This is a genomic window from Bacillus sp. EU55 (assembly GCF_038005925.1).
Taxonomy (GTDB): Bacteria; Bacillota; Bacilli; order Bacillales; family Bacillaceae; genus Bacillus; species Bacillus velezensis.
Genome location: NZ_JBBOUE010000001.1, coordinates 1,368,973 through 1,382,317, shown reverse-complemented (window position 1 = coordinate 1,382,317; position 13,345 = coordinate 1,368,973). Strand labels below are relative to the sequence as shown.

11 protein-coding genes are annotated in these 13,345 nt (G+C 48.9%); 2 read left to right on the top strand and 9 right to left on the bottom strand.

Going from position 1 to position 13,345, the window contains the following annotated elements:
* Nucleotides 1–33: 33 nt before the first annotated feature.
* The 7 genes from NYE50_RS07395 to NYE50_RS07365 all read right to left on the bottom strand — a co-directional run bounded on the left by NYE50_RS07395 (nucleotide 34) and on the right by NYE50_RS07365 (nucleotide 8,116).
* Entirely contained in the window at nucleotides 34–969 is a 936-nt protein-coding gene (locus tag NYE50_RS07395) for a S66 peptidase family protein (RefSeq protein WP_014417538.1), read from the bottom strand.
* An 87-nt stretch (nucleotides 970–1,056) separates the two neighbouring features.
* Entirely contained in the window at nucleotides 1,057–2,676 is a 1,620-nt protein-coding gene (locus tag NYE50_RS07390; RefSeq protein ID WP_022553464.1) for a peptide ABC transporter substrate-binding protein, read from the bottom strand.
* Nucleotides 2,673–3,701: an ABC transporter ATP-binding protein gene (locus tag NYE50_RS07385; protein ID WP_159354056.1), complete on the bottom strand. Its 1,029-nt coding sequence runs from the start codon at nucleotides 3,699–3,701 to the stop codon at nucleotides 2,673–2,675. The genes NYE50_RS07390 and NYE50_RS07385 overlap by 4 nt, the downstream gene beginning before the upstream one ends.
* Before the next feature lie 5 nt (nucleotides 3,702–3,706).
* Nucleotides 3,707–4,654, bottom strand: a complete 948-nt coding sequence (locus tag NYE50_RS07380; protein ID WP_003154782.1) for an ABC transporter permease — start codon at nucleotides 4,652–4,654, stop codon at nucleotides 3,707–3,709.
* Nucleotides 4,655–4,659: 5 nt separating this feature from the next.
* Nucleotides 4,660–5,586, bottom strand: coding sequence for an ABC transporter permease (locus NYE50_RS07375; protein ID WP_021493816.1), 927 nt, complete (start codon nucleotides 5,584–5,586; stop codon nucleotides 4,660–4,662).
* 14 nt (nucleotides 5,587–5,600) lie between these two features.
* Nucleotides 5,601–6,425, bottom strand: coding sequence for a M55 family metallopeptidase (locus NYE50_RS07370; RefSeq protein WP_007407248.1), 825 nt, complete (start codon nucleotides 6,423–6,425; stop codon nucleotides 5,601–5,603).
* A 155-nt stretch (nucleotides 6,426–6,580) separates the two neighbouring features.
* Complete coding sequence (locus NYE50_RS07365; RefSeq protein WP_021493817.1) at nucleotides 6,581–8,116, bottom strand: MFS transporter; 1,536 nt, start codon at nucleotides 8,114–8,116, stop codon at nucleotides 6,581–6,583.
* Between the two features lie 286 nt (nucleotides 8,117–8,402).
* Between NYE50_RS07365 and htrA the strand changes: the two genes are divergently transcribed.
* Together htrA and NYE50_RS07355 are read left to right on the top strand one after the other, a co-directional pair.
* Nucleotides 8,403–9,752: a serine protease HtrA gene (gene htrA, locus NYE50_RS07360; RefSeq protein ID WP_025649642.1), complete on the top strand. Its 1,350-nt coding sequence runs from the start codon at nucleotides 8,403–8,405 to the stop codon at nucleotides 9,750–9,752.
* Between the two features lie 99 nt (nucleotides 9,753–9,851).
* Nucleotides 9,852–10,028: a hypothetical protein gene (locus tag NYE50_RS07355; protein ID WP_014417532.1), complete on the top strand. Its 177-nt coding sequence runs from the start codon at nucleotides 9,852–9,854 to the stop codon at nucleotides 10,026–10,028.
* A 90-nt stretch (nucleotides 10,029–10,118) separates the two neighbouring features.
* Here the strand turns inward: NYE50_RS07355 and NYE50_RS07350 are convergent, their stop codons facing one another.
* Both NYE50_RS07350 and NYE50_RS07345 read right to left on the bottom strand, forming a co-directional pair.
* Nucleotides 10,119–11,090, bottom strand: coding sequence for a glycosyltransferase family 2 protein (locus NYE50_RS07350; RefSeq protein ID WP_025649641.1), 972 nt, complete (start codon nucleotides 11,088–11,090; stop codon nucleotides 10,119–10,121).
* An 11-nt stretch (nucleotides 11,091–11,101) separates the two neighbouring features.
* Complete coding sequence (locus NYE50_RS07345) at nucleotides 11,102–13,279, bottom strand: ArnT family glycosyltransferase (protein WP_014417530.1); 2,178 nt, start codon at nucleotides 13,277–13,279, stop codon at nucleotides 11,102–11,104.
* Nucleotides 13,280–13,345 lie beyond the last annotated feature (66 nt).

Genomic DNA, 13,345 nt, shown 5'->3' with positions numbered 1-13,345 from the left:
TCCCGTTTGAATATCTGTTATCCTCACGCCTGATCACTCCCTTCCGGAAACCCCCGATTCAATCGTTACCGCTTTGGCCGCCGTATCCATAACCGCGCGGGCTCCGATCGGAACGGCGAAGCTCGGTGAACAATGGCCGATTTTAAAGCCTTTAAGCGCGGGCTTCCCTGATTTGACAATGTAATCATTCAGCACTTGCTCTAAAGTAAGCGACTTTTCTTTATGCTTCGGTTCGCATTGGTGAAAATCACAGACCAGGATTCCGGCTGCGTCTGACAGTTTTCCTGCCATCTTTAATTGATTCAGCATTTTGTCGATTTGATACGGCTCCTCATCAATATCCTCGATAAACAGCAATTTGTCTTTCGTATCGATTTCAAACGGCGTGCCGAGTGTGGACGTAATGAGCGACAGATTGCCGCCCGCAAGCTCTCCCTCGGCCCTTCCGCCTGTCAGCACCTCTAAGGGAGAAATGTCCTCCGTATAGGTGAATTCCGTTTCTGTAAAAAGCTGATGATACGACGCTTTTGTCAGGGGATCAGCGTCTTCAAGCCCGACATCCGTGCTCAGCATCGGGCCGTGAAATGTGACGAGCCCTGTATTTTGATGAATGGCGGTATGTAAAAACGTGATATCACTGTATCCCCAGAAAATTTTCGGATTGCGGCGGATTAAGCCGAAATCGATGTCGGCGGCAATGCGGCCCGTGCCGAATCCTCCGCACGCGCATATCACCGCTTTGACATTCTGATCACTAAACATGTCATGGAGATCATCGAGACGCGCCCGGTCTTCTCCCGCCAAATAGCCGTGACGGGTCTTCAGCGCCCGGCCGAGTTTCACATGAAGGCCAAGCTCATTCTCTAAAAACAGCAGCGCGGTTTGCAGCGTCCCGCTCTCAGGCGGGCTTGCGGGCGCAATCACACCGACCGTGTCGCCTTTTTGCAGTGCTTTCGGTTTATGGTTCATAACTTTTTCAATCTCCTTTCCGGATTGAAAAGTGAAACACGCCGCTCCTTTAATGGATAAAGAGCGGCATATGTTTCCGCTGTAAGATCAGGACTTTTCCGCCCATTTCAGATCAATGTAACCGACGGGGTGCCGAACAATGCCCTTCACGCCGCTGTTCTGCAGATGCACCTGATTGTAAAAGTAAATCGGAATGATCGGAGCCTCATTCATGAGCAGCTTTTCCGCTTTATGCATGAGCGCAAAACGTTTTTTGGCATCGGCCTCCTGTTTTGCCTGCTTGATGCAGCCGTCGTATGCCGCGCTGCCCCAGCCGGTGCGGTTCATGGAATTATCCGTTTGGAAAGCCTCAAGAAAACTGATCGGATCTGCGTAATCCGGTAAAAATGAGCTTTGAGAGAACTGGAACTTCAGTCCTTTCTGCTCTTCTAAAAAGACGTTCCATTCCATATTGGCGAGCTTAACGTCTATACCGAGCACACTTTTGAGCTTCTGCTGAACCGCTTCCGCTATTTTCTTATGCTCCGGTTTTGTGCTGTATGTCAATGTAACGGCGGGCAGCTTGTCATAATGCTCTTCCGCCATGCCTTTTTCCAGCAGTTTTTTGGCTTCTGATTCATCCGGATTTAATAAACTGCCGCCCGCTTCGCGGAAATCTTTCCCGTCAGGCTGAGTAAATCCCGGGGATACAAAGGCATGTGCCGGCTTTTCACTGTTTTTGGTCACATAATCCGTGATTTCTTTCTGATCAATCGCTGCCGCGAACGCTTTTCTGATCTTCTCATTTTGAAACGGCTCCATTTTTACGTTAAAACGATAGAAATAGAGTCCGGCCTGATCCCACGTGCGGACATTTTTTCCTCCCATCAGCTGCTCGCTCAGCTCTGCCGGCACAAAGGCGGTATCCAAATCCCCCGACTGGAACATCTGATAGTCGGTATTCCGATCACTGACCATCGCCCATGTGACTTTATCCAGTTTCACCGTCTTTTTATCCCAATACGTCTCGTTTTTGACCATCGTCATGCTGTCGTCATGCTTCCATTCCGTCAGTTTGAACGGCCCGTTGCCGACAAAGGTTTTTGCTTCAGTGAACCATTTCGGATCAGCCTTGGCGACCTTCTCATTAATCGGGAAATACGCCGGATTGGACACGACGCTCAGAAAATAATCCTGCGGTGCCGCCAATGTGACGACAAGCGTTTTTTTATCTTTTGCCGTGATTTTCACGTCTTCTTTTTTGCCTTTTCCGCTGTTAAATTCTTCCCCGCCTTTGATCATATAGCCGAGAAATGCGGAAGATGCGCCCGTTTTCGGATCGAGCATCCGTTTCCAGGCGTACACGAAGTCTTCCGCCGTAACGGGATCGCCATTTGTCCATTCGGCGTTATCACGGATATTGAAGGTATATGTCAGCTTATCAGCGGACACCTTCCAGCTTTCCGCCATGGCCGGTTCGGGTTTATTATCTTTTCCGAGCCTCGTCAATCCTTCCATGATGTTATTCAGCGGCTGCCAGGAAACATTATTAAATCCGATCGGCGGATCAAGTGAGGTCGGCTCATTTTCGTTATTGAGCCGCAGCACCGTTTCACCCCCCTGTTCTTTTGCTTTGCCGGGTTCTGTCCCCGCCTGTTCATTGGCTGTACAGCCCATCAGAGCAAACGAAACAACAGCAATCACACCGATCGCCCATCTCTTTTTCATTTCAATCCCCCTTTTTCCTCTGCTGCCGTCAGCTGCTGCTTCAGCCGCTCTGCACGGTGATCCTGAAGCCAGCAATTAACGATATGGCTTTTGGATGTCACGGTTGTTGCCGGGTATACCTTTTCACAGACGATCATCCTGTCCGGGCAGCGGGCGGCAAACGGGCAGCCCGGCGGCGGATCGAATAAATCAGGCGGCGTCCCGTCAATCGGCGACAGCTCACTATCCTCCATATCCAGCCGCGGCACTGAACGAAGCAGCCCCTTTGTGTATGGATGAGCCGGACGGTAAAAAATATCATGCCTCGTGCCGATTTCGGCGATTTTCCCCGCATACATGACGGCGACTCTGTCGGCGGTCTGAGCGACGACGCCGAGATCGTGTGTGATCAGAATAATAGACACGCCTGTTTTTCTTTGAATCTTCTTAAATAATTCAAGGATTTGTGCTTGAATCGTCACATCAAGAGCCGTTGTCGGTTCATCGGCGATCATAATTTCCGGCTCGCAGATCAGAGCCATCGCGATCACGATCCGCTGCCGCATGCCCCCGCTTAATTGGTGGGGGTACTGCTTCAGGCGGGATTTCGAGTCCGGGATACCGACCAGATCCAGCATGGCGAGAACTTCGGATTCAGCTTGTTTTCTTGTCATGGCGCGGTGTTCCAACAGCGCTTCTGAGAGCTGATCCCCTATGGTCAAAGTCGGATTGAGCGCCGTCATCGGGTCCTGAAAGATCATAGAAATATCGCGCCCCCGGATTCCCCGCATTTCCCGATCCGACATTTGGCAAAGGTCTTTCTGTTTAAATTGTATGCTTCCGGATTCAATCTTTGCCGAATGTTTCGGAAGAAGACCCATCACGGCTTGTGACGTCACGCTTTTTCCGCAGCCCGATTCACCGACGATCGCAAACGTTTCACCTTTATATAAATCGAAGCTGACGCCTCTTACGGCTTTTACAGTGCCTCCGTATGTTGAAAAAGTAACATGCAGATTTTTAACGGAAAGAACTTGCTGCGCCATTTTTCCTACCTCCTCAGTTTCGGGTCTAACGCGTCCTGCAAGCCGTCTCCAAGTACGTTAAACGCGTACATCGTCAAGGAAATGAAAAAAGCGGGAAAAAACAGCCGCCACCAATGGCCTGATAAAATCGCCGGCAGCCCGTCGTTTGCCATGACGCCCCAGCTTGCAAACGGCGCCTGAATGCCGAGTCCGAGAAAACTTAAAAATGATTCCGCAAAAATCGCCGCCGGCACTGTAAGCGTCATTTGGACAATAATGGCTCCCATCGTATTCGGCAGCAGATTTTTCTTAATGATCCGAAATGTTTTCGCTCCAAACGTTTTCGAAGCCAATACGTGTTCATCATGCTTCATCCTCAGCACCTGCCCTCTGACAATCCGCGCCATGCCGACCCATCCCGTCACGGTCAGAGCGACGATAATGGAACTGAGCCCCGGCCCCATCAGCACCATTAACAAAATGACAACGAGCAGATACGGCAATCCGTAGAGAACCTCGATGATTCTCATCATGGCGCTGTCTGTCCGGCCCCCTTTGTATCCGGCGACCCCTCCGTAGATAACGCCGATCAAAAAGTCGATCAGCGCCGCCATCACACCGACAAATAAAGAGATCCTCGCTCCGTACCACGTTCTTGTAAACACGTCCCGGCCAAGTTCATCGGTTCCGAACCAGTGTGAAAAAGACGGCGGAAGATTCTGCTCGGCGAGCGTCTGCCTTGTCACGCTGTGCGGTGATATCAGCGGACCGAACACAGCCGATAGAAACAGGCAGCATAAAATCACAAGCCCGGCCATCGCCAATTTGTTCTTTTTAAGCCGCCGCCACGCATCCTGACTGTAAGACAGGCTCGGACGCTTGACCGACTCGGTTTCACCCTTTCTTTCCGCGCCCGGCTGAAACCAGTCATCAGGCACTTCTGTGTGTTTTACCGTTTCTTGCGGGAGATTCATCAGGATCACCCTTTCTTATGAAGTTTTATGCGCGGGTCTAACAGGCCGTATGCCAAATCAACCAGAAACAGCAGGACGATCAGAATCACACTGTAAAATACGGTCGTTCCCATGATGACCGGGTAATCACGCTGATTGATGCTTTCTACGAAATATTTGCCCATTCCCGGTATGGCAAAAATTTTCTCGATGACGAAACTGCCCGTTAAAATACTTGCGGCAAGCGTCCCGAGTACTGTCACAACAGGCATAAGAGCGTTTTTTAATGCGTGTTTGATCACAATTTTGACGGGAGAAAGCCCCTTTGCTTTTGCCGTGCGGATGTAATCCTGAGTCAGCACTTCGGACATGCTTGATCTTGTCAGCCTCGCGATAATGGCCATGGGACCGACGGCAAGCGCAACAGTCGGCAGGACCATGTGAACGGGACTCGTCCAAGTAGCTGCCGGAAACCATTTCAGATGAACCGCAAATTGCTGAATCAGCAGCGTAGCCATAATAAAATTCGGAATGGAAATCCCGAGCACCGCAAGGCTCATGGCCGCATAATCGAGAAAGCCGCCGCGCCTGAGAGCGGCCATTATGCCGAGCGCGAGCCCGGAAATCACAGCGATGATGATCGCCGTTATCCCAAGCTCAAATGAGACCGGAAACCCGCGTTCAAGCATGGCGTTTACACTGTCTGACGGTTTTTTAATTGAAGGACCGAAATCAAAGGTAAGAATGGATTTTAGATAGATGGCGTATTGAGTGATAAGAGGTTCGTTCAGATGGTAGTAGGATTCGAGATTTCGCTGGACCGCTTCGTTTGTGCCCCGCTCTTCGTTAAAAGGCGAGCCGGGTATCACTTTCATCATGACAAATGTCAGAGTGGTGATGACGAGGACGGTCATAATCATGGCGATAAAACGTTTGATAAAATACCGCAGCAATGCCGTTCACCCCTTTAACAGAATGTTGTTCTCATGGCGAGTTCTGTCATGACGAGCATGGCCTGATAGGCTTCCGGCATGTCTTTTGCCTGAAATTGAACGATTGTCGTTCCCGGGATGATTTCTGTGCCCGGCATTAAATGGGCCCATTCAGCCTGTCCGTAGTTGGCAAATTCAATGCCTAATACAGGTCTTTCAGGCGGAGTCAGCGGTTTGACCTTATCTTTATTTTTGAGCGCATAGGCTGTTTTTTCCGTCAGGAGCCGTCCGGCTTTTTGAGGGGACAGGCATTTGACCGCGGTTCTTGAAATGGTTTGTTTGACGGCGGCAGTCGTTACATTCGGGATCAGCTCCTCCGCTTCTTTTGCGGCGCAATCGTCTCCGGCAGCCATGATGACAGGGACATCGTAAAATCCGGCGAGATAGGCATTTAACCCCAGTTCACCGACCGGCTTATCATTTATGTAAAAGTGGCGGACGCCGAATATCATGCTGTGCGACATGACGCCCGGCATCGACGCTCTCGCATGATAGCCGATAAACATCACACCTGAATACGATTCATCAAGCCCCTGCATCATGGAAAACGGCTTGACATCCCCCGTAATCAGCTCTGCCTCAGGGTGAAGTTTTTCCGCGAGCAGATTATTCATCTTTGAGTGGCTGTCATTCACGGTCACTTCCGTGCATCCGTTATTAAACGCTTCTGCGATGCACCAGTTTGCTTCTTCGGTCATCAGAACCCTGCCGCGCTCATAATTGTGCATGCGGGAATTGACAAATGTTTCATCAGGCAGTCCGGAAATCCCTTCCATATCCACAGATAGATACAGTTTCATGTAATGCCTCCTTTTTTACTTAAAATTTCGATATTAAATTATGAATATTCTAACAAATTATATTAAAAAAGGATGAAACATGCAATATACCATTCTGCTATTATGGGAAAAAACAAACCCTTTTCACCGGGAAAAGGGTTTGCTGTTAGAAAAAGTTACATACTGTTTTTGCTTATATGATGACGCTGAAACTGTCTGACCGCACTTCTGTATTCATGATCGGGAATGACCTGATGCCTGATCGGTTCAGCCGCCTGCTTACGGACGGCATGCGGTTTATGCGCCAGCTTATGTCCCATGCCGGTCGCATTCATGACAAATGATAAACACACTAAAAGCAAGCTTAAGATGAAAGCAATAAGAAACAAATCGCTGTATGTCCCCATCAGCAGGTCATGCGGTGATTGTGTGCCGCGCGCGCCCCGAAGCATGCCGGAAGCATCTCTTTTCGTAAAATACCCTATTAAAACAGGTGCGCCCATATAAATGAACAGCCTTAAAAACTGAACTGCCGTCATGCGTTTCACCAGTTCCGGAAGCGGTCCGCCCAACGCGGCTCCCATCAGTCCGGCTGCCACAATAAGCCCTGTCCCGGCCGCCAGCATCACGAAAAGCCCCGCAAATAGAATAAGCGGTATATGATGATCCGCCGTCATCCATTGAAAATTCACGAACACCAGTATAACAGAGCCTGTTATGCCGAGCATGCCCGGACCGACTTTATCATATGCTAATGCACTGATGACAGCGGCGATGGCCACGCCTCCCAAAAGGCTCGCATATAGGAATATCAGTTGAGTTTGTGACATATGATATGCGGTCTGAAGCTCCCCGTGAAATGCAGAAAGACTGACCGCTATGGAAATACTGCCCGCAGCGATCATGAAAACACCCAGAATCGGCTTTGGAATCAGCATAAGTTTAATCGAAATCAGCGCATGTTCGTTTCTGTACTGCATGATCAGCAAGATCAGAAGAATGACGATGCTTCCTCCAAATCCCGCCAATGTCTGCCATGATGAAAAGCCCCATTTCGGCAGATGAATAAATGTATAGGCGGTCAGCACGGCTGATACACCCGCTAACAGAAAACCGATGCCGTCAAATGGAGATTTTTCAGCATTTTTATGAGCGTCATCCCGCAGCCACATATAACTGAAAATGAGGCCGAAAAAAGACAGCAGGCCAAAAATGCCGAACAGCCAATGCCAATGGCCGGCGCTTGCCGCCGCCGTGCCTAAAACGGTCCCCATAATGACGGACCCGTAAAATCCGCCGATTAACACAAATAATGCGTAATTCCGGCGCTCAATCGGAAACGAAAGCACCAGCATCGGGATCATAATCATCAGCATAGTGCCCGCCGCAGCTCCCTGTAAAAAACGGCCCGCGGCGAGCGGATAAATATCATTTGTCACAGCAGCAAGGAGCGCTCCGATGACACCCGCGGCCATCGAAATCATATAGACAGGCCGGGAGCCGAATCTTTTTCTTAAATACGGCCCCGCCGGCACGAATAAGGCAAATGCCATATTACCGATAATAATCGGATGAAAAGAGTCAAAGTTTTCACCGCCGACCGTCTGCCGGACAAGGCTTTGGACAGCCGAAAGTGCGGTATTCGACATCAGCCCCGGCCCGACCGCCAGCACAGCGAGCAGAGAAATAATCCAATGATGTTTTTCTTTCATTTGACAACTCCTTTCTGACTATTTAACAAAGTGAAAAAGCTAACAGATTTCCCCCATTAGCTTGACAGAATTTTTCATATCTTTTCATGTGAAGGATTGAACATAATATCTCATTTATTATTTCAAATCCGATGGAAATTGTCAATATAAAGCGCCTCCGTCCGATTACGCCTTTTTCACAATTTCCCACAATCTTTTCATTATTATCCCACACTTTTTGTTTAAGATGGAGTCAGTAATAATAGGCTTCATGCTATGATGAAAATAGAGAAACGGAGTGAACATGATGGATAACTATCGTGATGAAAATCGGACAGACCAAAAAGAACAGGAAGTCCTTTTAGTAAAAGAAAACCCGCAGCCGGCCGGATATTCCGCGTCGGACGAGGACAAGAAAAAACGAAGCTTCGGCTGGTTCAGACCGCTTCTCGGCGGAGTGATCGGCGGAGGGCTCGCCCTCGGCATCTATACATTTACGCCGCTTGGAGACCATCAGACTCAAGATACTTCCAATACGGCTCCCGCTCAGGAAACGTCATCGGTAACCGCCAAGCAGACATCTTCTGATTCCGGCAGCAGCAAATCGGCAAACAGCTCATCGGCAAATTCAAGCAGCATTTCGAATATGGTGGAAGACATTTCACCGGCGATCGTCGGAATCACCAATCTGCAGAAGCAGCAAAGCAGTTCCGATTTATTCGGATTCGGATCAAGCTCAGATTCAAACTCAAATTCATCGGGTGAAGATGCGGAAACGGGATCGGGTTCAGGCGTTATTTTTAAGAAAGCAAACGGCAAAGCGTATATCATTACGAATAACCACGTGGTCGAAGGCGCCTCTTCCCTTAAAGTGTCATTATATGACGGCACCGATGTAACAGCTAAACTCGTCGGCAGCGACTCTCTGACAGACTTGGCCGTTTTAGAAATCAGTGATAAACACGTGACAAAAACGGCAAGCTTCGGCAGCTCATCCGCTCTCAGAACGGGTGAATCCGTCATCGCCATCGGTGATCCGCTTGGAAAAGACCTTTCCCGCACCGTCACACAGGGCATCGTGAGCGGCTTAAACAGAACCGTCTCGATCTCTACGTCAGCCGGTGAGTCAAGCATCAACGTCATCCAAACCGATGCCGCCATCAATCCCGGAAACAGCGGCGGACCGCTCTTGAATACAGACGGCAAAATCATCGGCATCAACAGCATGAAAATCAGCGAAAGTGATGTAGAAGGCATCGGCTTTGCCATCCCGAGCAACGATGTAAAACCGATCGCCGAAGAGCTTCTCACGAAAGGACAGGTGGAGCGCCCTTATATCGGCGTGAGCATGATCGACTTGGAACAAGTGCCGCAAAACTATCAGGAAGGCACACTCGGGCTTTTCGGCAAACAGCTGAATAAAGGCGTTTATATTCGCGAAGTGGCGCAGGGCTCACCTGCAGCCAAAGCCGGATTAAAAGCAGAAGACATCATTATCAGCTTAAAAGGGAAAGAAACCGACACGGGCAGCGAACTTCGCAATATTCTCTACAAGAATACGAAAGTCGGCAGCACCGTTGACGTGAAGATTATCAGAAACGGCAAGGAAATGACGAAAAAAATGAAACTGACTCAAAAAGAAGAAACATCTTCTTAACAAAAATCCAAGGCGGCCGCCTTGGATTTTTTATATACGGATGAAACTTTAGGCCTGGATCAGCCGTATGACTTAGTGTACAAAGGAGGATACATACACATGAAACAAACCGGACTTTTGCTGGTCGTTACCGGTCTGATCTTGCTGCAGCTGAGCATTCAGCTTCCTCAGCAAAACGCTGCTTGGGGAATGACGCTTGGTGCAAGCATTTTACTGAACCTTTCGGGAACCGGACTGATCATGCGCTCTCTGCACACGCAGACCGGCCGCAGATGAATAAAAAAAGCCGCGGGACATTCTGTCATCCCGCGGCTTTTATTTCTGATATAAAAACACCCTGTCCGCTGGCCGGACAGGGTGCTTCGGTTAAGACATATGCTGGTCCCGATAAATCTTTTCGTTTTTAATGCCGTACGCTTTTTGCACGATATAGAGCGGACGGTCTTTTGCTTCGTCATAAATCCTTCCGATATATTCGCCGATCATTCCGAGCATTAATAGAACGATGCCGCTGAATAACAGCTGTATCACAATCAGAGAGGACCAGCCCGTAATGGTGCTGTTCGTAAACAGCTTCATGTATAAAACGATAAACATATAGAGAAAACCCGCTCCGGACATGATCATTCCCGCATAACTTGCCGCCTTGAGCGGTTTATGAGAGAACGTTGTGATCCCGTCCATGGAAAGCTTCAGCATTTTTTTAAGCGGGTATTTCGTTTCCCCCGCAAGCCGCTCATCTCGTTCATATTCTACAGCAGTCTGCTTAAAGCCGACCCAGCTGACGAGCCCTCTGACAAAAGGATTTTTTTCTTTTAATTTTTTCATCTCATCACAGACTTTTCTGTCCAGCAGGCGGAAATCTCCGGTGTCGAGCGGAATATCAATATCAGTCACGTTCCGCAGCAGCCGGTAAAACATAGAGGCCGTCTGTTTCTTGAAAAAGGTTTCTCCCTTTCGTTTCGTTCTGACGGCGTACACCACATCGTAGCCTTCTTTCCACTGCTCAATCATATCAAGGATTAATTCAGGAGGGTCCTGCAAATCGGCGTCAATGACGACGATTGCATTCCCCTCTGCATAATCCATACCCGCTGTGATCGCGATCTGATGTCCGAAGTTTCTGGAAAAATCTATAATTTTCACTCTCGGATCAATCAGACTTTGCTCTCTTAAAATCTCAATACTGCGGTCTTTGCTTCCATCATTGACAAAGATCAATTCATAATGCTCTTTTGTTTGATCCATCACTTCTTTCAGACGCTGATAGGTTGTCTGAATGACGAGTTCCTCGTTATAAACCGGGACGACTATTGAATATTGAATATGTCTGCTCATGTTTTTTCCTCCTATTCATCAGATTGAAGTTCGTATAGTGAAGCTGATTGATTCATTCCGCCCGGCCCGCCGCTCATTCGGCTGTTTTTACCTGAGGCCTTGCTGCTTTTTTTATCAGCTGCATCACTATTTTTCGTTTTCTGATCTGTGTTTGATTGCCATTTATCTGAAGATACTTTCTTTCCGTTTTTCTCAACCCACTGCACAATATCGTTATTTCCGCCTTTGCCCATTCCGGATGCTAAGAAGTATTTTACTTTCCCTTCTTTTACGAGCTTTTTAAATTGGGCCAGCGTAATGGCCGGGTCAGACCCGCTGTATCCGCCGATCGCCATGACCGCTTTTTTCGTTTTAATAATGTAAGGCGCCGCAGTGTTGGAATCGGTTGTTGCAAATAGATAGTCCGCTCCGGCGTTGTGTTTCTCTAAATAGTTGATCAGTTTTGTATTGACAGATGCGTTATCCATTCCCATGCCTTTTCCGCTTGTTGAAGCGAGCTGAGGGCCTGTTTCAGGCAATGAGCTGTTGCCTCCGTACAGAAGCGGTGTGCTCGCCCAATAAATCGGCATGACCATCAAGACGAGAAGGGCTGCAAGTGAAACATAGTAACTGAGCGGTTTTTGGCGCTGTTTGAATACGAACAGAGCGATGGCAGCCACTGCGCCGATAACGCCTACTCCGATGCTCCAGCCTGCGCCGATTTGATCATTGTAGTTTCTGAGGATAAACAGCTCAAATCCGGTTGTCACAAGAATAGCGGCCGGCAATAGCCAAGTTTTCCATCCCGCCTGCTTGCGGTACAGATGAACGAGGGCGACCCATCCCGCACCGACAAGTGCCGCGATCGGAGGCGCCAGCATAATGAGATAATAATGGTGGAAAAATTCTGCGACACTGAAGAATCCGGCAATCGGCACAAGCCACGCTGCCCAAAAGATCGTTTCCTTCTGTTCTGCTGATAATCGTCTTCTTTCTCTCGCCCCGGCGATCAATAAACCGGCCATTCCAAAAATCGCAAACGGCAGGAGCCAGCTGATCTGATCAGATAATTCCGTTTGGAAAAGGCGCAGCGGACCAGGGGTTCCCGTACCGAACATTCCTGAACCTGATTGCATTTTCGAGCCGGTGCCTGTACCGCTTTTTCCTCCGCCGCCGGGACCGCCTCCGCCGCCATCTCCGCCGCTTGGAGGGCCTCCTTGACCGCCGCTTGGCATTTCGCCGCCGCTTGGCATTTTCCCGTTAGATGGAGGTGCCGTCATACTGCCGTTTTGTGATTTGTCTCCGCTTGCTGAACTGCTGCTTGAAGACTGGCCAGGCGGTTTTTGCATTTGTGAAGAACCGCCGGAAGAAGACATCTCTTTCGATGCGTTTCCGTCCGGCCCGCCCTGGCCGCCGCCGGAACTTTGCCCTGTCAGCCGCTGAATCCCGTTATATCCGAAGGCCAATTCCAATACGGAGTTTGTCTGGCTGCTTCCGACATATGGCCTTTTGCTGGCAGGAATATTGTCAACAATGAGCGGCCATGACAATGAAACGGCTGCTAAAACGGCTAACGCGCTTACCAATGAAATGATTTTTTTCTTAATCGTGGTGTTTGCCGCAATCATATAGAACAGCAAGAAGGCCGGCAAAATCATATAAGCCTGAAGCATTTTTGTGTTAAAGCCTGCTCCGACGACAAAAAATGCCGCCAAAAGCCAAATCAGTCTGCCTTTTCTGATTGCTTTAAAGAGAAGCCATGTAGCGAACAAGAGGAAAAAGACCAGTAAAGCATCGACATTGTTCGTCCGCGCGACCGCTACTGCGATCGGTGTACACGCCATGACAAATGAGGCGATGCGCGCCGCCGTTTTTCCGAACGTCGGCTTTATTAATAAGTACATGAATAGAACTGAACCTACACCCGCCAATGCCTGAGGCAGGATGACGCTCCACCCGTGCATACCGAATATCAGCGCGCTGATCGTTTGAATCTGGTATGTAACAGGCGGTTTATCTACCGTGATAAACCCGGCTGCGTCAAATGAAGCGTAAAAGAAATTATGAAAGCTTTGAAGCATACTCGTTACCGCTGCGGTGTAATAAGGATTCACCGTATCGTCATTCCAGATGTTGTACATATTCAAGAATGCGGAAGCGAGTAAAATGAGAATTAAGACTGCGTCTATCTCGCGTTTTTTCATTTTCACCTGTGTTTTCACTCCTTTTGTTTAACTTTGAACAAGTGTAACAACCAAATGTGAAAAATTTATTAA

Bases quoted from the DNA above. Each gene is read 5' to 3' on its own strand.
- NYE50_RS07395 (WP_014417538.1), bottom strand. From the start codon at position 969: ATGAACCATAAACCGAAAGCACTGCAAAAAGGCGACACGGTCGGTGTG.
- NYE50_RS07390 (WP_022553464.1), bottom strand. From the start codon at position 2,676: ATGAAAAAGAGATGGGCGATCGGTGTGATTGCTGTTGTTTCGTTTGCT.
- NYE50_RS07385 (WP_159354056.1), bottom strand. From the start codon at position 3,701: ATGGCGCAGCAAGTTCTTTCCGTTAAAAATCTGCATGTTACTTTTTCA.
- NYE50_RS07380 (WP_003154782.1), bottom strand. From the start codon at position 4,654: ATGAATCTCCCGCAAGAAACGGTAAAACACACAGAAGTGCCTGATGAC.
- NYE50_RS07370 (WP_007407248.1), bottom strand. From the start codon at position 6,425: ATGAAACTGTATCTATCTGTGGATATGGAAGGGATTTCCGGACTGCCT.
- NYE50_RS07365 (WP_021493817.1), bottom strand. From the start codon at position 8,116: ATGAAAGAAAAACATCATTGGATTATTTCTCTGCTCGCTGTGCTGGCG.
- htrA (WP_025649642.1), top strand. From the start codon at position 8,403: ATGGATAACTATCGTGATGAAAATCGGACAGACCAAAAAGAACAGGAA.
- NYE50_RS07355 (WP_014417532.1), top strand. From the start codon at position 9,852: ATGAAACAAACCGGACTTTTGCTGGTCGTTACCGGTCTGATCTTGCTG.
- NYE50_RS07350 (WP_025649641.1), bottom strand. From the start codon at position 11,090: ATGAGCAGACATATTCAATATTCAATAGTCGTCCCGGTTTATAACGAG.